Source organism: Micromonospora sp. NPDC002389 (assembly GCF_040296095.1).
Taxonomy (GTDB): domain Bacteria; phylum Actinomycetota; class Actinomycetes; order Mycobacteriales; family Micromonosporaceae; genus Micromonospora.
On the sequence record NZ_JBEOWP010000003.1, the window covers coordinates 582454 to 604620 of the forward strand.

Genomic DNA, 22167 nt, shown 5'->3' on the forward strand with positions numbered 1-22167 from the left:
GGGTGGCCGCCAGCGCGCCGCAGATCCTGGCGATCGACCTCGGCACGTCCGGGATGAAGGCGGCCCTGGTCGCCGCCGACGGCACGGTGACCGGGTGGGCCGAGCGGCCGGTACCGCTGCACGTGCTGCCCGGTGGCGGCGCCGAGCAGGACCCGCTGGCCTGGTGGACCGCGCTCGGGGAGGTCGCCGCCGAGTTGGGCCGGGGGCATCCGGAGCAGATGCGGGCGGTCCGCGCGGTGTGCGCCTCCACGCAGGGCGAGGGCACCATCGCGGTGGACGCCGCCGGGGACCCGCTGACGGCGTGCATCAGTTGGCTCGACATGCGCGGTGCACCCCACCTGCGTCGACAGTTCGGCGGCTTCCCGGCGTACCAGGGGATGTCGGTGCACCGCATCGCGCGGTGGCTGCGGCTCACCGGCGGGATGCCCTCGCCCACCGGCAAGGACCCGGCCGCGCACATGCTGCTGGTCCGCGACGAGATGCCGCAGGTGTACGCGCGGACCGCGTCGTTCCTCAACGTGCTCGACTGGATCAACCTGAAGCTGACCGGGCGGACGGTGGCCACCGTCGACTCGATCCTCACCTCGTGGGTGACCGACAACCGGCGGCCCGGCGACATCCGCTACTCCCCCGCCCTGGTCGCCGACTGTGGCATCGACCGCGACAAGCTGCCCCCGATCGTGGCCTGCACCGACGTCATCGGCACGCTGACCCCGGCCGCCGCCGCGCACCTCGGGTTACCGGAGTCGGTCGAGGTGGTGGCCGGCGCGATCGACAACACCGCGGCGGCGATCGGCGCGGGCACCACCGGCGACCACGAGCCCCACCTGTATCTCGGCACCTCGTCCTGGATCGCGGCGCACGTGCCGGGCAAGAAGACCGACGTGACGGCGGGCATCGCGTCGGTGCCCTGCGCGATCGGTGACCGCTACCTGATGACCGCCCTCCAGGCCACCGCCGGGGCCAACCTGACCTGGCTGCGGGACAAGATCGTGGAGTACGACGACCCGCTGCTCGGCGCCGGGCACGTCAGTCGGGACGAGGGCACCATCTTCGACGCGTTCGACGCGATCATCCCGACCGTGCCGGCGGGCGCCAACGGCGTGCTCTACACCCCCTGGCTGTACGGCGAACGCGCCCCCGTCGACGACCCGAACCTGCGCGCCGCGTTCCTCAACATCTCGCTCGACACCAACCGCTCCGACCTGCTGCGGGCGGTCTTCGAGGGGGTCGCCTTCAACACCCGCTGGCTGGCCGGCGCGGTGGACCGGTTCCTCGGCTCCCGGGTCACCTCGATGGCGATCACCGGCGGTGGCGCGCTGTCGGACTCCTGGTGCCAGATCTTCGCCGACGTGCTCGATGTGGAGATCCGGCGCGACGCCCAGCCGCTGGCGGTCAACGCCCGGGGCGCGGGCTGGATCGGCGCGGTCGGCACCGGACTGCTCACCTTCGCCGACATCCCCGCGCTGATGCGGACCGACCGGGTCTTCGCACCGGACCCGGCGCTGCGGGCCACCTACGACGAGATCTTCACCGACTACCGGGAACTACACAAACGGCTCGCCCCGGTCTACCGGCGACTGAACCGCCCCGACCGGCTGCGCTGACCTCGTCTCGCCTCGCCTCGCCTGATCGTGGCACTCCAACTGTCCGACACGCCGGGCCGGCGCCAGCCACAGTGCCACGATCAGGCCTCTCGGTCGCAGCTTTTGCGGTATGCCCGACGGCGTCGGGCGTGCTCGGTGAGACTGACGCCATGGGCGACGTCAGGCGTTACGTGGCCGAGTTCCTCGGCACATTCCTGCTGGTGTTCCTCGGCGTGGGCAGCGCGGTCGCGGCCCGCGTCGAGGGTGGCGTGGTGGTGGTCGCGCTGTCGTTCGGGTTCGTCATGCTGGCGCTGGTCTACACCATCGGGCAGCTCTCCGGCAGCCACGTGAACCCGGCGGTGACCCTCGGCGTCCTGCTCACCGGCAAGATCTCACCGGTCGGGGCGGTGGCGTACTGGATCGCGCAGTTCGCCGGTGCCGCCCTGGGCGCGTTCCTGCTCTGGGTGCTGGTCCGCTGGGGCGGCGTGACCGACCAGACGGGTGTGCTGGGCGCCAACGGCTACGGCACCCACATCAACGCCGGTGGCGCGATGCTGTTGGAGACCGTCCTGACGTTCCTGTTCGTCCTGGTGGTGCTGGTGGTGGGCAAGCGCAGCACCGACCTGTCCGGCTTCGCCGGCCTGGCCATCGGGATGGCCCTCGCCGTGGCGAACCTGGTCGGCGTGGCGCTGACCGGGGCGGCGGTGAACCCGGCGCGGGCTTTCGGTCCGGCGATCTTCGAAGGCGGGCTCGCCCTCCGTCAGCTCTGGGTGTTCATCGTCTTCCCGCTGCTCGGCGGGGTCCTCGCCGCACTGGTCGCGCCGCTGGTCGAGCACGGATCCGGCGTCAGCCGGGTCGGTACGCCCCGACCGGCGGGACGCTGAGCGTCCGCCTCACCGGTCGGCGCCCATCGGCGCCCGGACCAGGGCTCCGTCGATGTAGCAGTACCGCCAGTCCTCCCCCTCCTCCAGCGACCGGATCAACGGGTGACCGGTCTGCCGGTAGTGCTCCTCGGCGTGGTTGTTGGCCGAGTCGCTGCAACAGCCGACCGCGCCGCAGGTGAGGCACATCCGCAGTTGCACCCAGTCGTCGCCGGTCTCCAGGCACTGCGGGCACGCCTCGGCGTCGCTCTCGGTGATCTGGATGCGGTCCAGGTGGGTGCAGGCGGTGCTCATCGTCTCCTCCCGCACATACCGCCAACTGGCGTGCAGCAGCCGGTCCGGGATGATCCGGGCCAGGTAGCGCGAGTTCGCCGCGAGCAGCGGACTCGCCACCGCCAGCACCAGCACGTACAGGGCGATGAACGGGCCGAGGCGCTCGTCCAGACCGGCGCCGAGGGCGAGGGTCGCCAGGATCAGTGAGAACTCGCCGCGTCCCAGCACCGTCAGGCCGACGTTGGCCGCACCCCGCTGGTTGAGCCCGAACAGCCGCCCGGCGATCAGACCGGCCAGCACGTTGGTGACGATGGTCAGCGCGACGGCCGCCAGCACCGGCAGCGCCACCGAGCCGAAGTCGCCCACGTCGATGCTCAGGCCGAAGACCACGAAGAAGACCGCCGCGAAGACGTCCCGCAGCGGCAGCACCAGGCGTTCGGCCCGTTCCCGGATGGGGGTACGGGCCACCACCAGACCGATCATCAGCGCACCGATGGCGTCGGAGACGCCGATCTCGGCCGAGATGCCGGCGACCAGCACCACCAGCCCGACCATCAGGACCGCCAGCAGCTCGTCCTCGTGGCTGTCGATCACCTTGCCGACCAGGCGGGCACCGAACCGGGCGACCGCGAACAGGAGAACCAGGTACGCGAAGCTCAGCCCGATGCGCAGCGTGAGTTCACCGGCCGACCCGGCGCCGGAGAGCAGCGGCGACAGCAGCGCCAGATACAGCGCGAGGAAGAGGTCCTCGATCACGATGATGCCGAGGATCACCGGTGTCTCGGCGTTGGCCAGCCGGCGTAACTCGATGAGCAGTTTGGTGACGATGGCCGACGAGGAGATGCCGAGCGCCCCGGCGATCACGAACGCCTCGTAGCCGCCCCAGCCGAGCGCGTACCCGAAGAGGAGCCCCGCGCCGACGTTCAGGGCGATGTACGAGGCGGCGGCGACGAACAGCCGTTTGCCGCTGCCGAGCACCTGCTCGACCGGGAACTCGACGCCCAGGTGGAACAGCAGGAGCACCAGACCGAGGGAGGCCAGCAGGCTGAGGTCCTCGGGGTGGGCGACCAACACGGGCCCCGGGGTGCCCGGCCCGAACAGGATGCCGGCGAGCATGAAGAACGGCACGGTCGGCAGGTTGATCCGGCGGCCGAAGCGGGCCAGCAACCCGGCGATGAGCACAAGGGCGCCGAAGCCCACGAGGTCAGCGTGCACGGTGAGGACTCCTGGAGCGGGCTAGAGGGAGCGGAGCGGGCGGCGCGCCGGTTACTCGGAGAAGTACGTGCCGGACAGCAGGGCGCCCACCTTGCGGGCCTGCTCCTCGGACATCTCGATCACGGCCACCGGATCGTCCGCGCCGGCGGCGAAGACGTACAGGTCGCGGTTGCCGTCGCGGCGTACCACGATCGAGATCCGCTGGGTGTTGCTGCCCAGGTCGACGTCGTACCGCTTGCCGATGCCCGGCAGTTCCTGCACGTAGATGCCCTTGCCCATGACCCCTCCCCGCTGTCCTGTCCACGATCCCGGGGCAATCGTACGAGCCCGCCGGCCTCCCGTGGCACATAGACCGCAGGGTGGATTCACCACCTGCTCGTCCGCCGCGGCGAGCCGCCGGCCCCGGCGCCGTCGTGGCGCCGGGGCCGGCCCGGGTCACTGCCCGGTCAGGACGTCAGGCGGAAGGTGGCGTCGTTACGCGCCTGGGTGTCGCCGACCGGGTCGAGCCGCAACTGGTAGTCGTAGTGCCGGATGTAGCGGTCGGGGTAGTTGTAGGACTGGAATGAACTCCAGGACGCGTTGCCCAGCCCGGCGACCTGCCGGAAGGTGGCGTCGGCGGCGAACACCGCGCTGCCGTCGTTGGCCGCCAGCACGAAGTCGAAACCGTAGTGCCGCAGGTAGTACCCGGGATGGTTGACGGACTCGAAGGAGACGTGTCCGGACGCGTTCGCCAGCCCGGGCACCACCCGGAACTGGGCGTCCTGGGCCGGGTTGACGTTCGGGTCGATGCGGACGTCGTAGTTGACGTGCCGCACGTACCGGTCCTGGTGGGTGTACGCCTGGATCCGGTTGACCGGCGTGCTGGTGCCCCAGCGGGCGAGCACCCGGCTCTCCTCGGCCGCGGTCAGGTTGAGGATCGAGCCGTGTCGTTTACGGGTGCCGCCCATGGCGTAGTCGGTGCGGGTCCGGAAGTTGCTGACGCTGCCCAGGTTCGTCGAGGTGATCGGCAGGTAGCCGCGCCCGGTGGCGTACTGGTCCAGCCAGAGCGCCCACTCGTTGCGGCCGTTGAACTGGGCCCACATCGGCCCCTCCACCACGTTGCCGCCGCCGGTGCCGTTGGAGATGCCGAGGTGCGACAGGTTGCCCAGGGTGGTCCACGAGCCGAGGATCGAGTTGCTGGCCTCGATGGTGATGTGCCCGTCGGCGGAGGCGCGGTAGTAGCGGTAGCCGCCGACGCTGTTCGGCACCTCGACGATCTGCGTGTCGATCAGCCCCTGGGTGCCGGGGCGTTCGATGTAGAGCTGGGGTGCGGTGAAGCTGCGGAAGTCGGTGGTCCGCACGTACCAGATGCGGTGTTTGGTGACGCCGTTTCGCGCGGAGTTGGTGGCCCAGTAGACGACGTAGTCGCCGGTGGCCTGGTTGTAGATCGCCTCGGGTGCCCAGGCGTTGCCGGCGCCGGGGATCGCCCCGGCGACGTTGATCAGCCACGGGGCGGACCAGTTCACCAGGTCGCGTGACTCCCACACGACCAGGTTGGTGCTGCCCCGGTTGGCCGCGTCGCTCCACGAGGTGCCGCTGGCGATGCGCAGGTCGGTGGCGACGATCCAGTAGCGGTCACCGGCCGGTGAGCGGACCAGGGCGGGGTCCCGCACGCCCCTCGTGCCGATCGTGGAGAGCAGGACGGGCGCGCCATTGTTCAGGTCGCGCCAGGTCAGCCCGTCGCGGCTGTGGGCGAGGTAGAGCTGTTCCCCGTTCGCCGACTCCCCGATGAAGTGCGCCATCAGGTACCCGGTGAACGGGTCGAGTGCGGCGGCGTCGGCGCGCGGCGCGGGCGCGGCGGACACCATCAGCAGGAAGGCGGTGAGCAGGGCGCTCACCCGGGCCAGGACTCTCGGCATCGGCGACTCTCCTCGGACGCACCGGATCGGAACGACTGTTAGCGCTAACAAGCCCCTGGAAACCGATCGGCGAGAATCACTGTTTCGGGCTTGTTTCGAAGTCTCGACGCCCCTTCGTCGACTGTCAAGACGGGTGTCGACTCGGTCGTGCGCCGCGCCCGACACGGCGGTGTGAGCGTGCGCCACAACGCCCGCTCCGCACCCGTTGGACCGCCCCGAGATCAGATCGCGTCGGCCCGCCGCGCAAGCGGGTGTGCCGACCCGGCCCGGCCGCTCTTGGCACACTGCCGGCATGTCGCACCCGAGCCCGCAGGAGCAACCCGACGACCGCGTCCGCCCGAACGAGACCACCGTGCCCCTGCTGCCCTGCACCTCGGCGGAGGAGATGCTCGCCTTCTGGCGGGCACTCGGCTTCACCGTGACGTACGAGCAGCGCAAGCCGTACGTCTATCTGGCCTTCCGGTGGAGCGGCTTCGAGCTGCACTACGGCCCGGCACCGCGCGGCCTCGACCCGGCGGCCGAGCACACCGGCAGTTGTCTGGTGCTGGTCGACTCGGTCGCGCCCTACCACGCGACGTTCACCGAGGCGATGCGTCGCACCTACGGCAAGGTGCTCTCCCGAGGGCTGCCCCGGATCACCCGCTACCGGCCCGGCGCGTCGCGGTTCAGCATCGTCGACCCGTCCGGCAACACCGTCATCTTCATCCGACGCGACGAGCCGGCGGAGCTCGACTACGGCGGCGCGAAGGAGCTGACCGGACTGGCCCGGGTGCTGGACAACGCGCGGATCCTGCGCGAGTTCAAGCGCGACGACCGGGCGGCGTTCCGGGCGCTCAACTCGGGGCTGCGCCGGCACGGCGATGCCGCGCCACCGGTGGAGCAGGCGGTGGCGCTGGCCTGCCTGATCGAGCTGTCGGACGCGCTGGACGAGCCGGAGCGGGTACCCGAGCGGGGCGAGCGGCTGCGGTCCCTCCGCCTGACCTTGGCGGAACAGGAGCGGGTCCGGCAGGCCGTCGCGGCACCGGACAGCCTCGACCCCTGGCTGTCCGAGCCGCGCTGAGCGCTGGAGCCGCGTCCGGTGTTAGGAGGGGTCCCCTGCTATACACCAGGCGTTAGCAGGGGACCCCTCCTAACATAAAGAGCCGCCGCGCTAGAGCCGTTCGGGGGCGTCGATGCCGAGCAGACCCAGGCCGGTACGCAGGGTGTCGCCGGTGAGGCGGCACAGCGCCAACCGGTTGCCCCGGTACGGCGGCTCGGCCCGCAGCACCGGACACCGCTCGTAGAACGTGGTGAAGCTCTGCGCCAGCCGGTGCAGGTGCCCGCAGAGCCGGTGCGGCTCGTACCCGGCCACCACCTCGTCGAGGACGTCGGCGAAGGCGTCCAGGTCGAGGATCAGCGCGCGTTCCGCCGGGTCCAGCGCGACACCCGGGTCGACGGTCTCGTCGGCGCCGTCGGCCCGGGCCAGGATGGAGCGCACCCGGGCGTGCGCGTACTGGAGGTAGACCCCGGTGTTGCCGGTCAGCGCCAGCATCCGGTCCGGGTCGTAGGTGTAGTCGCGGGTCCGGCTGGTGGCCAGATCCGCGTACTTGACCGCACCGATGCCGACCTGCCGGGCCCGTTCGTCGCGCGCCGCGTCGATCAGGCCGGGGTTCTTGGCGGCGACCACCTCGCGGGCCCGGTCCACCGCCTCGGTGAGCAGGTCGACCAGGCGGACGGTGTCTCCGGCCCGGGTCTTGAACGGCCGCCCGTCGGCGCCGAGGACCGTGCCGAACGCGACGTGGGCGGCGGGCACGTCCGGTGGCAGCCAGCCGGCCCGCCGGGCGGTGTCGAACACCATCCGGAAGTGCAGGGCCTGCCGGGCGTCGACCACGTACAGCAGCCGGTCGGCGTGCAGCTCGCTGACCCGTTGCCGCAGCGCGGCGAGGTCGGTGGCGGCGTACCCGAACCCGCCGTCGCGCTTGCGCACGATCAACGGCGTCGGCTCGCCGTCCGGTCCGCGTACGTCGTCGAAGAAGACGCAGAGCGCGCCGTCGCTGGGCACCGCCGTCCGCTTTGCGGCGAGGTCGGCGGCCACCCCGGGCAGTGCGGCGTTGTACGCGCTCTCCCCCACCGCGTCGGCGTCGGTCAACCGCACGCCGAGCAGGTCGTAGACCTCGGTGAAGTACCGGGTCGACTCGGCCACGATCTGCCGCCACGCGTGCGTGGTCTCCGGGTCGCCGCCCTGCAGGGCCACCACCCGCTGCCGGGACCGCTCGGCGAACGCCGGGTCGGCGTCGAACGCCGCCCGTGCCCGGCGGTAGAGCAGGGCCAGCCCGCGCATGGAGGAGTCCTCGGTGACCGGAGCGGGATGCTCGGACCGGTACTGGATCAACATCCCGAACTGCGTGCCCCAGTCGCCGACGTGGTTGCGTCGCACCACCGTCCCGCCCAGGTGCTCCAGGATCCGCACCAGCGCGTCGCCGATGATCGTGGAGCGCAGATGACCGACGTGCATCTCCTTCGCGATGTTCGGCTGCGAGTAGTCGACCACGGTGACGACGCCCGCCTCGGGGGTGCCGACGCCGAGCCGGGGATCGGCGAGCCGGCCGGCGACCTGAGACAGCAACCCGGTGTCGGTCAGACCGAGGTTGACGAAGCCCGGCCCGGCGACCTCGGCGGTGGCCACCAGACCACCGGCTGGCAGGGCCGCGACGATCTCCGCCGCCACGTCCCGGGGGTTGCGTCGCAGCGCCCGCGCCGCCGCCAGCGCCCCGTCGGCCTGGAAGTCGGCCCGCTCGGATCGGCGCACCAGCGGGACGAATCCCGGCAGCTCGGCGGCGGCGGTGGTGACGGCGGCGGACAACGACGAGGCCAGCGAAGGCACGGTCACGGGGACTCCCGGTGGGGATCGAGCAGGATCGTCACGAGACACGTCGCGCGCACGCGCGGGGGCGGGCACGACGGGAGGAACGCGCGGAGAGGCGGACGACTATCGTCGTCGCAGGCGCGAGCGGCGGACGGTGACCAGCACCATGTCCATCACCGCCTCGCGCGAGGGCCGCGATCCGCGGCCAGGTGCCGACCAGTGTACGCGGCGACGGTCACGCCATCCGTCGCGACCGGCGTGCCGGTCACGCCGACCGGGGATCGACCCGCCGTCCCGTGCCCATCTCGCCCGCCTCGTCGTCGGTGACGACGGCGACGACACCCGGCGGCACCCCGTCGAGGGCGGCGACCCGGCGGGCGGCGGTGAGCAGCGTCGCCTCGTCCGCGCCGGTGACGAAGAAGACGTATGCGTCCCCGAACTCCTCGCCGTCGTCGTACACCTCGATGCCGAGGTCGTCCTCTAGGTCGACGAGGAGATCGTCGACCTCGTCGATCCACGGGAATCCGTCCTCGTCGGCACGGCCGGGCGCCGCGACCAGCGGCACGTGGATCTCGACGATCATCGTGGACACCTGACGATCCTCACACGTCGGCGCCCCGCTGTCCGATCACCGAGCGCCGACGTTGGCGCAGGTCGCGGCCACCTTTCGGCCGGACGATCCGGCCGTTCGACGGGTACCGGCGTCAACCGACGAGGTCCGGCACCGCCACGACCTCGTCGTCGGCCCACCCTATGCAGTGCCCGATTCCGTTGCGGTGGCGGGAGATCGGGGTGGACGGGACCGCAAACCGTTGTCGGGAAAGCGATCCGGTCGCCTTCCCGGCAGTGAGAAAACGAGCAACGCTCATACTCCCTGCGGGAAGTGCTCCTGCCACGAGAGGACAGCATGCGAGTCAGCACCATCACGCGCCGGTTCCTGGCCGTCGCGACCGCGATCGCGCTGGGGGTCGCGTCGCTGGCCACACCGGTGACGGCGGCACCGGCCGTCGGCGGTACGGATCCGCTCGCCCGGGCCGCCGCGAGCACGGCTCCGGTCACCCGGCAGATCGTCGGCGCGGTCGCGGTGGGCGACAGGTATCCGTACGTGTTCGTCATCGGGACCGACGGCAACCTCTGGATCAACTGGCAGGACCAGTCGGAGCAGTGGAACTGGTCGAACATGGGCACACCGCCGGGGGTCGGCCTGCGGATGCCGATCGGCGTGACCGTCGTCGACGGCTTCAGCCGCCCGTACGCCTTCGTCCTCGGCACCGACCAGAACGTCTGGAGCCTGTGGCGGTCGGCGACGAGTTGGCAGTGGCGCAACCAGGGCAGCCCGCCGGGGGCCAACTTCGTAAGCTGGCCGAGCTTCGCCGCCGTCGCCGTGGACGACACCAGCCCGTACCTCTTCGTCCGCAGCGACGGCGACGAGACGGTGTGGGTCAACTGGTGGAACGGTGCCGTGTGGAACTGGACGAACATCGGCTCGCCGCCCGACGGCATCGCGGCCACCGGCCCGGTCGGTGTGCTGCTGGAGAACGGCACGCCGCAGGTCTACACCGTCAGCAACTACGGCCGGCTCTGGACCACGCGCTTCGACGACACGGCCGCGCCCTGGGTCGACCTCGGCCAGCCGCCCGGCGTCTGGCTCACCGACGCGGGTACGCCCTACGGTGCCCGCAGCGCGGTGCAGGTCGCGCCGGACGCCCGGCCGTACCTGATCGCTACCGGCAGCGACGACAACGCCTGGCTGCGCTGGTGGACCGGCACCCAGTGGGAGTGGCACAACCTGGGCTCACCGCCGGGGCAACTGGTCCCGGGCACGCTCGGCGCCCTCTCCGTGAACGGCACCTCGCCGTTCTCCTTCTTCGCCACCGACGGGGGCGGGCTGTGGATCAACTACTGGGACGGGCTCAACTGGTACTGGAGTGACCAGAGCCCACCGTTCCGGCCCGCCCTGAACGGCGCCGCGGTCCTCGCGCCGCAGAACTCCACCCGGCCGGCGATCTTCCTGCGGGACACCGCCGGCAACCTGTGGAGCCGCTGGTGGAACGGCAGCTACTGGAGCTGGACGAACCGCAGCCTCTGAGCAGCGGCCACGCCACCGGCACCACGGGCCGGCGGCGTGGCCGGCGGACCAGCGGCGGGACAGCGGGCCGGTGGCGGGTCAGCGGCGGGTCAGCGGGCCGGTGGCGGGTCGTCCGCGACCGGTGCCGGGCCGCCGTCGGTGCCGAACCCGTCGAGCGCGGCGCGCTCGTCGAGGGTGCGCAGCTCCTGGAAGACGGTGATGTGCAGGTCGGCGGGCGCGTCGAGGCGGGCGTTGACCGACTGCCAGGGCGTGGTGGTCGGCGGGGCCACCTCGGCGGCGCCACCGTCGACCAGCCGTTGCGTGGTGGCCCGGGCGTCGTCGACCTCGAACGCGATCCGGATGCGGGGTGCGACCTGGCGGCCCACCTCGACGTCGTCGATCATCCGCTTCTGCGCCGGGTTGGCGATCTCCAACGTGGCGCGGCCGGCGTCCAGGATCACCACCTCGGCGCCGTCGCCGCCGGAGTACGCCGCCTGCTCGGGCAGGCCCAGCACGTCGCGGTAGAACCGGACGGCCGCCTCGTAGTCGTCGGCCTCGATCACCAGCCGCAACTGGCGTACCGGTGGCACCGCACCCGGACTCGTCACGGTCGTCCCCCTCCGCTCCGGCGCGACACCGCACGCCACGACACCCGCCCGACCATACCGGCGAGCCCACGGCACAGGCCCGGCAGCGAGGGGCGGGCCGGTAGCAGCGAGCAGGGCCGGTGCGGTAGGCCGGTGCCCGCGCTGCCGCACCGACCCGGGCAACGTCGGTGCTGGGCAACGTCGGTGGGACGTGGCACCATTCGGCGGGTGACCAGCAGCGCCACCGAAGCGGCCCACCTGCGCGATCTCGCGCGACTGCGCCGCGTCCGGGACCGGATCGACCGCGAGTACGCGCAGCCGCTCGACGTCGAGGCGCTCGCCCGGGGCGTGAACATGTCCGCCGGGCACCTGAGCCGCCAGTTCCGCCTCGCCTACGGCGAGTCGCCGTACGGCTATCTGATGACCCGGCGCATCGAACGCGCGATGGCGTTGCTGCGACGTGGCGACCTCAGCGTCACCGATGTCTGTTTCGCGGTCGGTTGCGCCTCGCTGGGCACCTTCAGCACCCGCTTCACCGAGCTGGTCGGTGTGCCGCCGAGTGTCTACCGGCGCGAGGCGGCCCAGGCGACGGCGGGCATCCCGGCGTGCCTGTCGAAGCAGGTCACCAGACCGATCAGGAATCGAGAAGCACAGGTCAGGCAGCCGCAACTAACGTGACCGGCATGGACATCACCATTCACGCGAGCTTCCTCCCGCAGACCGACCCGGAGGCCGCGTTGCGCTTCTATCGGGACACGCTCGGCTTCGAGGTCCGCAACGACGTCGGGTACGGCGGGATGCGCTGGATCACGGTCGGTCCACCCGACCAGCCCGGCACCTCCATCGTCCTGCACCCGCCGAACGCCGACCCGGGCGTCACCGACGACGAGCGGCGCACCGTCGCCGAGATGATGGCCAAGGGCACCTACGCCGGCATCGTGCTGGCGACCAGGGACGTCGACGCCACCTTCGAGCAGTTGCAGGCCGGCGACACCGACATCGTGCAGGAGCCGACCGACCAGCCGTACGGCATCCGCGACTGCGCCGTCCGCGACCCCGCCGGCAACCTGATCCGCATCCAGCAGATCGCCTGAGACGCCGTCCGGCCGGGAGCCGACGCTCGACGGCCGGGAACGGGATGCGTCACGGCCGCCGGTGCGGTGGGACAGCCGCCGGTCGGTGAGACAGAGGGAGACACGATGAGCACGGTCCCGAAGAGCCGCTCGCAGGCGGGCGCGGCGCACGTCGCCGACAGCCACGACCTGATCCGGGTGCACGGCGCACGGGAGAACAACCTGGCCGACGTCAGCATCGAGATCCCCAAACGCCGGCTCACGGTGTTCACCGGGGTCTCCGGGTCGGGCAAGAGCTCGCTGGTGTTCGACACCATCGCCGCCGAGTCGCAGCGGCTGATCAACGAGACCTACAGCACCTTCGTGCAGGGCTTCATGCCGACGCTGGCCCGGCCCGAGGTGGACGTGCTCGACGGGCTGACCACCGCGATCATCATCGACCAGCAGCGGATGGGCGCCGATCCCCGCTCCACGGTCGGCACCGCCACCGACGCCAACGCCATGCTGCGCATCCTGTTCAGCCGGCTCGGGAAACCGCACATCGGCTCGCCCAACGCGTTCTCCTTCAACGTCGCCTCGGTCAAGGCCAGCGGCACGATCACCGTCGACCGTGGGGCGGGCAGGACGACGCGGCAGACCTTCACGCGTACCGGTGGGATGTGTCCGCGCTGCGAGGGCCGGGGCTCGGTCTCCGACATCGACCTGAGTCAGCTCTACGACGACTCCAAGTCGATCGCCGAGGGGGCCTTCACCATCCCGGGCTGGAAGTCGGACAGTTGGTGGACGGTGCGGACGTACGCGGAGTCCGGTTTCCTCGACCCGCACAAGCCGATCCGGAAGTTCACCAAGAAGGAGATGCAGGACTTCCTCTATCGGGAGCCGACGAAGGTGAAGGTCGAGGGGGTCAATCTCACCTACGAGGGGCTGATCCCCAGGGTGCAGCGCTCGTTCCTGGCCAAGGACAAGGAGTCGCTCCAGCCGCACATCCGGGCCTTCGTGGACCGGGCGGTCACGTTCGCCACCTGCCCGGACTGTGGCGGCACCCGGCTCAGTGAGGCGGCCCGGTCCTCGAAGATCAAGGGTGTCTCCATCGCCGACGCCTGCGCGATGCAGATCAGTGACCTGGCGCAGTGGGTCCGTGGACTGGCCGAGCCCTCGGTGGCTCCGCTGCTGGCCGCCCTGGGGCACACCCTGGACTCGTTCGTGGAGATCGGGCTGGGCTATCTGTCGCTCGACCGGCCGGCGGGCACGCTCTCCGGCGGCGAGGCGCAGCGCACCAAGATGATCCGCCACCTGGGTTCCTCGCTCACCGACGCCACGTACGTCTTCGACGAGCCCACCACCGGGCTGCACCCGCACGACATCGCCCGGATGAACGACCTGCTGCTGCGGTTGCGGGACAAGGGCAACACGGTGCTGGTGGTGGAGCACGAGCCGGACACCATCGCGATCGCCGACCACGTGGTCGACCTCGGTCCCGGCGCGGGCACGGACGGTGGCACGGTCTGTTTCGAGGGCACCGTCGAGGGGCTGCGGGCCAGCGGCACCGTCACCGGTCGACACCTGGACGACCGGGTCGCCCTGAAGGAGTCGGTCCGCAAGCCCACCGGCACGCTGGAGATCCGGGGCGCGAGCGCGCACAACCTGCGGGGCGTCGACGTCGACATCCCGCTCGGCGTGCTGGTGGCGGTGACCGGGGTGGCCGGCTCCGGCAAGAGTTCGCTGGTGCACGGCTCGATTCCGCCCGGTGCGGACGTGGTGTCGGTGGACCAGACGCCGATCCGGGGTTCGCGCCGCAGCAACCCGGCCACCTACACCGGCCTGCTCGACCCGATCCGCAAGGCGTTCGCCAAGGCGAACGGCGTGAAGCCCGCCCTTTTCAGCCCGAACTCCGAGGGCGCCTGCCCGGCCTGCAACGGCGCCGGGGTGCTCTACACCGACCTGGGGATCATGGCCGGTGTGGCCACCACCTGCGAGGAGTGCGAGGGCCGACGGTTCGACGCCTCGGTGCTGGAATACCAGCTCGGCGATCGGGACATCAGCGAGGTGCTCGCGATGCCGGTGAGCGAGGCCCGGGAGTTCTTCGGCACCGGTGCGGCGCGTACCCCGGCCGCGCACACCATCCTCGGACGGCTGGTCGACGTCGGCCTCGGCTACCTCAGCCTCGGGCAGCCGCTCACCACGCTCTCCGGCGGCGAGCGGCAGCGGCTCAAGCTCGCCACCCACATGGGCGACAAGGGCGGCGTCTGGGTCCTCGACGAGCCGACCACCGGCCTGCACCTCGCCGACGTCACGCACCTGCTCGGCCTGCTCGACCGCCTCGTGGACGCCGGCCGGTCGGTCATCGTGGTGGAGCACCACCAGGCGGTGATGGCGCACGCCGACTGGATCATCGACCTCGGTCCGGGCGCGGGCCACGACGGCGGCCGGATCGTCTTCGAGGGCACCCCGGCCGACCTGGTCGCCGCCCGCTCCACCCTCACCGGCGAGCACCTGGCGGCCTACGTGGGCCGCTGAGCGTCAGTAGCTCAGCGGGGCAGGTGGGTGGGCATGCTGGTCACCACGATGCCGGGGTGCCGGCGCAGGGCCCGGCGCAGGCGCTGCTCGGTGCGATAGTGCAACAGCCGCTGCCAGGGGTGCTCCACGACCACGTCCGGCACCACGACGGTCAGGGTCAGGTCGGGACGGCTACGCCGCAGCGCGCTGACGTACCCGGCCAGCGGCGGGATGATCACGCGGTGCGGCGACAGGATCGTCTCCAGCGGGACGTGGTCGCCCCAGGTGGCCCACTCCGCGCGGAACCGGTCCGCCTCGACCCGCTCCGGGCTGACGTGCAGGGCGAGCGCCGGTTGGCCGAGCGAGCCGACGTAGGCGAGGGTGCGCAGTGCCGCCTGGTTGAGCCGGGCCACCGGGACCAGGAACAGGTGCCGGACCTGCTGCGGGACGATCGACGGGGGCTCGTCCCCGGTCGGTCCCGTGCCGCCGGTCTGCGCCACCGGGTGCAGCCCGAGGGCCTGCTGGACGTGGTCGTAGTGGCGGCGGACCCGGCGGAACAGGTGGATCAACAGCGGTACGGCGAGCACCACCACCCAGGCACCGGCGGTGAACTTCGTGACCGCGGCGGTCACCAGCACCAGCGCCGACAGTGCCGCGCCGATGCCGTTGAGGGTGGCGCGCCGCCGCCAGCCCGACTCGCGGTGTCGCCGCCAGTGGCGGACCATGCCGGTCTGGGAGAGCGTGAAGGCGAGGAAGACACCGACCGCGTAGAGCGGGATCAGCGAATGGGTGCGACCCCCGAAGGCAACCAGGAGCACCGCGGCGGCGACCGCGAGCACGATCAGCCCGTTGCTCAACGCCAGCCGGTCCCCCAAGTGCAGGAAGCGGCGCGGGACGTAGCCGTCGCGGGCCATGAAGTACAGCAGGCGCGGCAGGTCGTTGAAGGCGGTGTTCGCGGCCAGCAGCAGCACCAGGGCGGTGGCGGCCTGCACGAGCGCGTACCAGGGGCCGGTGGGAAAGGTGTGCCGGGCCAGTTGGGACAGCAGCGTCTGGTCGGCGCGGGGCGTCAGGCCGTTGAGGTGGAACAGCACCACCAGACCGACGAAGATCACGATCAGGATGCCGACCATCCAGGTGAGCACGGTGCGGGCGTTGCGCCACTCGGTGGGACGGAAGACCGGCACCGCGTTGGAGACCGCCTCGATGCCGGTCATCGACGTCGCGCCGGAGGCGAAGGCCCGCAGCACCAGGAGCAGCCCGAGCCCCTCCACGGCCGGTGTCGGCGGTGGGGCGACGACGGTGAACCCGTCGGCTGCGGCGCGCACCAGCCCGACGGCGACCAGCCCGAGCACGGCGACCAGGAAGAAGTACGTCGGCGCGGCGAACACGTTGCCGGCGACCCGGATGCCGCGCAGGTTGCCGGTCAGCAGCAGGCCGATGACGACCAGCGCGAACGGCACACTGTACGGCGCGAGGGCGGGCAGCGCCGAGGTGATCGCGGCGGCACCGGCGGACACCGACACCGCGACCGTGAGCACGTAGTCGAGGACGAGACCGGCCGCCGCGCCCAGGCCCGCGCGAGGCCCGAGGGTGTCGCTGGCCACCAGGTACGACCCGGCGCCGTGCGGGTACGCGTACACGGTCTGCCGGTACGACGTGCCGACCGCCAGCATCAGCACCACCAGTCCCGCCGCGATCGGCAGCGACAGTCCCAGCGCGCCGCTGCCGGCGAGGACCAGCACGGTCAGCATCGCCTCCGGCCCGTACGCGACCGAGGAGAGCAGGTCGGAGGCGAGCACCGGCAGCGCGAGGAACTTCGGCATCCGCTCGCGCAGGATCGCCCCACTGGTCAGCGGCGGCCCGAGCAGCAGTCGACGCAGGCGGCCGAGCGCTCGCCCCTCCACGGTGTCCTGCCGTTCGGCGGTGGGGGTGGCGGTGAGCCGACCCGCCTCGTCCGGCACGAACAGCACCCGGTGCCGGCCCGCCCCCTCGGCGGTACGCACCTCGTCCGCCTGCGGGTCCACCGGCAGCGCCCGTACGGTGTCGTCGACCCGCCACCGCGCGCCGAGTCGCCGCAGCACGTCGAGGTCGGCCGGAGACGGCGGCGGCAGTTCCGCGGACGGGCTAAAGGTCACCGACCCCACGTCCTGCTCCGGGTCCTGTCCCGACCTGCCCACCGTGCCTCCGCCTCGTGCCCGCTGCCCGCACCGTCGACCATTCCAGGAACACGGTGCGGGCAACGCCGATCGGCGGAAGCCGCACCGCCTCGTGGCGGGTCAGGCGGTGGCGGACCGGACGGCCACCGCGTTGGCCGTCACGACGACGGCGATGCCGAGCCACTCGTGCGGTCGGAGCACCTGACCGAGCAGCAGCAGACCGGCGAGCGCGGCCAGCACCGGGTGCACGCTCATGAAGACGCCGAAGAACCGGGCCGGCACGGTGCGCAGCGCGACGAGGTCGGCCGCGTACGGCACCACCGAGGCGAGGACACCGGCGGCGACGGCGAACAGCAGCGCGGTGCCGGCCAGCCGTCCCTGGGCGAGCAACGACACCGCGACCGGCAGGGCGAGCAGCGCGGAGACCAGGCTCGCCGCGGCCGGGGCCTGCAACCCCGGCAGCCGGGCCCCGACGAGCCGGTTGAGCAGGATGTACGACGCCCAGCACGCCGCCGCGAGCAGACCCAGCGCCACCCCGAACAGGTCGCTGCTCGGGCCCGGCAGGACCAGCACGTAGACGCCGAAGCACGCGCCGAGGGCGCAGAGCAGGTCGCGGCGGGTCCGGGAGCCAGCCAGTGCGACGGCGAGCGGGCCGAGGAACTCCAGGGTGACGGCCAGGCCGAGACCGATCCGGTCGACCGCGCTGTAGAGGCTGAGGTTCATCGCGGCGAAGACCACCCCGAGCAGCAGCGTCGGCCACCACTGCGCCCAGGTGAAGCGGCGCAGGTCGGGGCGTACGGTCGGCAGCAGCACCGCCGCCGCGACGAGTTGCCGGACGGCCACCACCCCGGCGGGCCCGATGGCACCGAAGGCGTGCGCCCCCAGGGCCGCCCCGACCTGGTTGCTCGCCGCGCTGCCGGTCATCGTGACGATCCCGCGCACCAGCGGACCCCGGCCGACACCGGCCACCGGGCCGTCGCTCCGGGTGACGTCGTCACGCCGCACTGTCCCCACCGTCATGAGAGCAGTGTCGAGCGCCCCGACTGATACCGGAAATGCATGGACCGCGTCACCTATACGCTCAGCGTATGGATGTGCAGCTACGCCAACTCCGTACCCTGGTCGCGGTGGTCGACGCCGGCACGTTCACCGACGCGGCGGTGGTCCTCGGGGTCTCCCAGGCGGCCGTCTCCCGATCGATCGGCGCGCTGGAGGCCACGCTCGGTGCCCGGCTGCTCCAACGGACCACCCGACACGTCTCGCTCACCGGCACCGGCACCCGGGTCCTCGCCGCCGCGCGTCGGGTTCTCGACGACGTTGCCCACCTGCACCGGATCGTCGAGGAGTCCCGCACCGAACTGCGCTTCGGCTACGCCTGGGCGGCGTTGGGCAAGCACACCCGACGGCTGCAACGCGCCTGGGCCGCAGCCCACCCGCAGGTGCCGTTGATGTTCGTGCACTGCAACACCCCGACCGCCGGGCTCAGCGAGGGCAGCGCCGACGTCGCCGTGGTCCGGCGGCAGCTCACCGACCCCCGCTTCGACAGCGCCCTGCTCGGGACCGAGTCCCGCTACGCCGCCGTGGCCACCGACAACCCGCTGGCCCGGCGACGGTCGGTACGCGTCGCCGACCTGACCCGCTATCCGGTCGCCATCGACAGCCGCACCGGCACCACCACCCCCGCGTTGTTCCCGCCGGGTGCGGCACCCGGCACCATCCGCACCACGCACAGCGTCGACGAGTGGCTCACGCTGATCGCGGCCGGTCAGGCGGTCGGCATCACCTCGGAGGCCACCGCCAACCAGAATCCCCGCCCCGGGGTGGCGTACCGGGCCGTCCGCGACACCCCGCCGATCCCGGTCTGGTTGGCGTGGTGGAAGGACGACCCGCCGGCCCACCTCACCGAGCTGGTCACCCTGGCCTGCGAGGCGTACCGCAGCGGCCGACCCGCAGCGGAGCAGGCCGGGTAGCCCTCAGGAGCCGGGCGGCGGGAGCGGCAGCTCGACGGGGGACGCCTCGCCGACCCGCGTGGCGGAGTGCGCCGGCGGCTGCATGTCGGTGCGCGGCAGCCGACTGTGCAGACGTCCGCCGGTCGGGTCCGTCCGCCCGGACACCTCGCAGGTGACCATCAGGATCGGCGGCGGCGGAGCAGTGAACCGGCCGGACCCCCACCGCACCCACAGCGGCACGCGCCCGGCGTCGGCCTCGGCGAGCAGCTTGTCCCAGGTACGCCGCCGGGTGCCGTGGTCGACCTCGACGACGACCGGCGGCCCGTCCGGGCGGGCACACGCCACGTCGAGGACCGACTGCCGGTCCGACATCGGCGGCGGCAACGGCACCACGCTGGGCGCGCGCCGATAGACCCGCCAGCCCCGCTCCCCCGCCCAGTGCACGACCTCGTCGATCAGCCGGGCGGTGACCTGGTCGACGGTCAGGTCGGTGAAGGTGACCGCGTCGAGCCGCACCGCCAACGACGCCGCCAACCGTTCCGCGTCGTCAGCCACCGCCGCAGGGTAGCGGTCGCGGCCGACGGGCCGCACCGGCGGCCCGGGGTCCGGGGTCCGGGGTCCGGCCGGACGTCAGCACCGGCGGCCCGGTGCCCGGACGGCGACCGGCCCGGCGTCACCGGTCCGACGAACCACCGCGCCGGCCCTGGAGGAAGGCGATGACGCACCAGACGACGAATCCGAGCAGCGCCACGGTGATCACCACAGCGGTGAGGTGCCAGGGCTTCACGTGGTCCTCCTCTGTCGCCGACTGTCGCACACACAGTAGTCGCCGATGTCGACCACGGGTTCGCGGATCACTGCTCGACGACCGCCGGGCGGAAGGTCGCCTGGTTGCCGCCCGCGCGTTTCGCCGCGTACATGGCACGGTCGGCCTGGGTGAGGGCGTCGCCGACCGCGTACACCGGCCCGCTGGCCACACCGACGCTGACCCGGGCGCGCCACACCGCCATCCCGGCCACCGCGTCCACGGCCCGCCGGGCGACCTTCGTGCCGTCGGCGGTGTCGGCGTCGGGCAGGATCGCGACGAACTCGTCACCGCCGAGCCGGGCCACGAAGTCGCCCTTGCGGACGCTGGCGGTGAGCACCTGCGCGACGGCGCGCAGCACCTCGTCGCCGGCCGCGTGGCCCAGCGAGTCGTTGATGTGCTTGAACCGGTCGATGTCCACCGCCAGCACCGCCACCAGCCGGTCGGCCGGGGCGCCCGAGGCGGCCAGGGTCCGCAGGAAGACGTCGAGTCCCCGCCGGTTGGCGACGCCGGTGAGCGGATCGGTCTGCGCCGCCCGTTCGGCCTGCTCGTGCTGCCACCGCAACACGTCGTACGACTGCATGGTCATCGCCGTGTGGAGCCAGCGGTGCCGTTGCCGCCAGAGCAGTTCGGCGAGCGCGTCACCGTAGGTGAGCCCCGGTACGGCGTCCGACGATCCGTTGATGGTCAGCAGCACCGCGTGCGTCCGGTGCAGGGCCGCCGAGATCAGCCAGTCGGTCTCGACCGGCAGGGCGGACACCGCCTGCTGGATGACCCGTAGCGCCTCACCCGGTCGCCCCGAGCGGCGCAACGCGACGGCGTGGAACGGTCGGCACAGCAGCAGTTCCTGCTGTTGCCGCAGGCCGGATTCCTCCAGCAGGGCCGCGTACCGGGGAATGTCGGCCGCCGCGCCGGCCGGGTCCTGGCGGTCGGCGCGGGCGCAGGCGGCGTAGAGCAGCGCCAGCAGCCGCCACACCCGCGCCTGAGGGCCGGACGCCTCGGCCGCCGCGCGGGTCGCGTGCGCCTCGGCGACGGTGGTGTGCCCCTCCGCCACCGCGACCTGACCCACCTGATACAACTCCAGCGCCCACAGCAGGTTGAGTTCGGCGAGGTTGCACAGCCACATGGCCCGGTTGCCGTTGTCCGGGTAGTCCGGGTGCCGCGTCGTCTCGTAGGCCGCCTCGAACTGCGGTGCGGCCAACTCGTAGAGCCGCAGTTGGGCGTAGCCGATGGCGATCCCGGTGTGCGCGTTGCCCATGATCACCGGGTCGGGTTCGTCGACGAGCAGGGCGGTCTCGGCGCTGACCAGGTCCCGCAGCACCGTCTCCACGTCGTACTCGGAGATGTCCTTGTCACCGACGCGCAGCCGCCGGGTGGCGCGCAGCGACAGCGCGCACGACCGCCATCCGGCGCTGCCCTCGCGGTCCGCAGCGGCCAGCATCAGGTCGGCGGCGGCGACGGCGGCCCGCAGCTCACCGAGCCGGGTCAGCGCCACGACCCGGGCGAAGTGCAGCGCCGCCGGTCCGTCGGCGATCTCCCCGGTGGCCTCGCGCAGCGTCGTCTCGGCGGTCGCCAACGCCGGGGCGGCGGCGCCGGTCTGGGCCTCCTCGACGAGTCGCAGCGCCCGGAGGGTCACATCGTCCATGCGGTCCTCCGCACCGCCCAGGAAAGAAACAGGACGATGTTACGACATGAATCCGCCATCACGATTCGCCGCCGTTCGGTGTGCGATCACGGATCGGGGTTGTACGAGGTCATCCGGCTTGATGGTGCTCGTCCCGGTCGGGTTCGGCTGGAACGGTTGCTGTACTTCGCTGCTGTGCGTCCGGCGGCTGTCGGGTCCAGCCGATGAAGCGGCGGTGCAGGGTGCCGGCTGGTGCCCAGGGCATGTCCTCGGCGGCCTGGATGAGGTAGGCCCCAAGGTAGAGGGCCAGCGACACCGGCGCGTCCGCGTACTCCGCGCGCAGCTCCCGCCGCCGGGTCGGACACGGCCAGGGAAGGTCACAGCCGCCGCAGCTCCAGATCGGCATGACCGGGCCGTGGGCGGTCACCGCGCACCGCCCAGAAACCAGCCGTCGCGTCCGCGAAGGTGACCCGCCAGAATCGCCAGCTCTGCGCCGCTGGTCACCGCTCACCGGTCCCGGGCCAGTGGCCGCGCTCGATCGGGATTCGGTGCTGGGCCTGGCAGGGCAAGTCGGCTCCGCACCGGCAGACCCGCCGCCATCGCCGCCAACACCAGATGTCGGCTCCGCCTGAAAACTGACCCCGTGGTTCCGGTTGAATTTTGACCCCTTCCGGAAGCATCGGGAGGTGCTGAGCGTGGAGGACTGGGCGG

General features: G+C 72.1%; 19 protein-coding genes. 8 read left to right on the forward strand and 11 right to left on the reverse strand.

From position 1 onward, the window contains the following. Positions 1–2 precede the first annotated feature (2 nt). Both ABT008_RS08810 and ABT008_RS08815 read left to right on the forward strand, forming a co-directional pair. Positions 3–1607 carry a xylulokinase gene (locus ABT008_RS08810; RefSeq protein ID WP_350694881.1) on the forward strand — a complete coding sequence of 535 codons (1605 nt, stop codon included), beginning with the start codon at positions 3–5 and terminating at the stop codon, positions 1605–1607. Positions 1608–1756: 149 nt separating this feature from the next. After that, on the forward strand, positions 1757–2470 hold the full coding sequence (locus ABT008_RS08815) for an MIP/aquaporin family protein (RefSeq protein ID WP_350694883.1): 714 nt from the start codon (positions 1757–1759) through the stop codon (positions 2468–2470). A 9-nt stretch (positions 2471–2479) separates the two neighbouring features. Here ABT008_RS08815 and ABT008_RS08820 read toward each other — a convergent pair whose 3' ends face one another. The 3 genes from ABT008_RS08820 to ABT008_RS08830 form a co-directional block, all read right to left on the reverse strand. Beyond that, entirely contained in the window at positions 2480–3955 is a 1476-nt protein-coding gene (locus ABT008_RS08820; protein WP_350694885.1) for a cation:proton antiporter domain-containing protein, read from the reverse strand. Positions 3956–4006: 51 nt separating this feature from the next. After that, positions 4007–4234, reverse strand: coding sequence for a cation:proton antiporter regulatory subunit (locus ABT008_RS08825; protein ID WP_131053759.1), 228 nt, complete (start codon positions 4232–4234; stop codon positions 4007–4009). Positions 4235–4401: 167 nt separating this feature from the next. Continuing rightward, positions 4402–5853 (reverse strand): glycoside hydrolase family 43 protein, encoded by a 1452-nt coding sequence (locus ABT008_RS08830; protein WP_350694887.1) that lies wholly within the window; start codon positions 5851–5853, stop codon positions 4402–4404. A gap of 292 nt (positions 5854–6145) precedes the next feature. Here ABT008_RS08830 and ABT008_RS08835 point away from each other — a divergent pair, with 292 nt between their 5' ends. Continuing rightward, positions 6146–6913 carry a DUF8817 family protein gene (locus ABT008_RS08835; RefSeq protein WP_350694889.1) on the forward strand — a complete coding sequence of 256 codons (768 nt, stop codon included), beginning with the start codon at positions 6146–6148 and terminating at the stop codon, positions 6911–6913. 90 nt (positions 6914–7003) lie between these two features. Here ABT008_RS08835 and argS read toward each other — a convergent pair whose 3' ends face one another. Both argS and ABT008_RS08845 read right to left on the reverse strand, forming a co-directional pair. Further along, the gene (gene argS, locus ABT008_RS08840) at positions 7004–8722 is read right to left on the reverse strand and encodes an arginine--tRNA ligase (RefSeq protein WP_350694891.1); all 1719 of its coding nucleotides are present in this window, start codon (positions 8720–8722) and stop codon (positions 7004–7006) included. 241 nt (positions 8723–8963) lie between these two features. Then, the gene (locus ABT008_RS08845) at positions 8964–9281 is read right to left on the reverse strand and encodes a hypothetical protein (RefSeq protein WP_350694958.1); all 318 of its coding nucleotides are present in this window, start codon (positions 9279–9281) and stop codon (positions 8964–8966) included. 324 nt (positions 9282–9605) lie between these two features. Here ABT008_RS08845 and ABT008_RS08850 point away from each other — a divergent pair, with 324 nt between their 5' ends. Then, positions 9606–10787 carry a PLL family lectin gene (locus ABT008_RS08850; protein WP_350694893.1) on the forward strand — a complete coding sequence of 394 codons (1182 nt, stop codon included), beginning with the start codon at positions 9606–9608 and terminating at the stop codon, positions 10785–10787. A gap of 89 nt (positions 10788–10876) precedes the next feature. Here the strand turns inward: ABT008_RS08850 and ABT008_RS08855 are convergent, their stop codons facing one another. Continuing rightward, the gene (locus ABT008_RS08855; protein ID WP_350694895.1) at positions 10877–11374 is read right to left on the reverse strand and encodes a VOC family protein; all 498 of its coding nucleotides are present in this window, start codon (positions 11372–11374) and stop codon (positions 10877–10879) included. A 207-nt stretch (positions 11375–11581) separates the two neighbouring features. On the opposite strand from ABT008_RS08855, the gene ABT008_RS08860 reads away from it, so the two are divergent. The 3 genes from ABT008_RS08860 (at position 11582) to ABT008_RS08870 (ending at position 14943) form a co-directional block, all read left to right on the forward strand. After that, positions 11582–12031, forward strand: coding sequence for a helix-turn-helix transcriptional regulator (locus ABT008_RS08860; protein WP_350694897.1), 450 nt, complete (start codon positions 11582–11584; stop codon positions 12029–12031). A gap of 5 nt (positions 12032–12036) precedes the next feature. Next, positions 12037–12447 carry a VOC family protein gene (locus ABT008_RS08865; RefSeq protein WP_350694899.1) on the forward strand — a complete coding sequence of 137 codons (411 nt, stop codon included), beginning with the start codon at positions 12037–12039 and terminating at the stop codon, positions 12445–12447. Between the two features lie 105 nt (positions 12448–12552). Then, entirely contained in the window at positions 12553–14943 is a 2391-nt protein-coding gene (locus tag ABT008_RS08870; protein WP_350694901.1) for an excinuclease ABC subunit UvrA, read from the forward strand. Between the two features lie 11 nt (positions 14944–14954). Here ABT008_RS08870 and ABT008_RS08875 read toward each other — a convergent pair whose 3' ends face one another. Together ABT008_RS08875 and ABT008_RS08880 are read right to left on the reverse strand one after the other, a co-directional pair. Further along, positions 14955–17057 (reverse strand): APC family permease, encoded by a 2103-nt coding sequence (locus ABT008_RS08875; protein ID WP_350694902.1) that lies wholly within the window; start codon positions 17055–17057, stop codon positions 14955–14957. A gap of 141 nt (positions 17058–17198) precedes the next feature. Beyond that, positions 17199–18098, reverse strand: coding sequence for an EamA family transporter (locus ABT008_RS08880; protein ID WP_350694904.1), 900 nt, complete (start codon positions 18096–18098; stop codon positions 17199–17201). 68 nt (positions 18099–18166) lie between these two features. Between ABT008_RS08880 and ABT008_RS08885 the strand changes: the two genes are divergently transcribed. Beyond that, positions 18167–19048 carry a LysR family transcriptional regulator gene (locus ABT008_RS08885; protein WP_350694906.1) on the forward strand — a complete coding sequence of 294 codons (882 nt, stop codon included), beginning with the start codon at positions 18167–18169 and terminating at the stop codon, positions 19046–19048. Positions 19049–19051: 3 nt separating this feature from the next. On the opposite strand, the gene ABT008_RS08890 is transcribed toward ABT008_RS08885, so the two are convergent. The 3 genes from ABT008_RS08890 to ABT008_RS08900 form a co-directional block, all read right to left on the reverse strand. Beyond that, the gene (locus ABT008_RS08890) at positions 19052–19582 is read right to left on the reverse strand and encodes a hypothetical protein (RefSeq protein WP_350694907.1); all 531 of its coding nucleotides are present in this window, start codon (positions 19580–19582) and stop codon (positions 19052–19054) included. 299 nt (positions 19583–19881) lie between these two features. Further along, the gene (locus ABT008_RS08895) at positions 19882–21477 is read right to left on the reverse strand and encodes a GGDEF domain-containing protein (protein WP_350694908.1); all 1596 of its coding nucleotides are present in this window, start codon (positions 21475–21477) and stop codon (positions 19882–19884) included. A 109-nt stretch (positions 21478–21586) separates the two neighbouring features. After that, positions 21587–21883: a hypothetical protein gene (locus ABT008_RS08900; RefSeq protein ID WP_350694909.1), complete on the reverse strand. Its 297-nt coding sequence runs from the start codon at positions 21881–21883 to the stop codon at positions 21587–21589. Positions 21884–22167 lie beyond the last annotated feature (284 nt).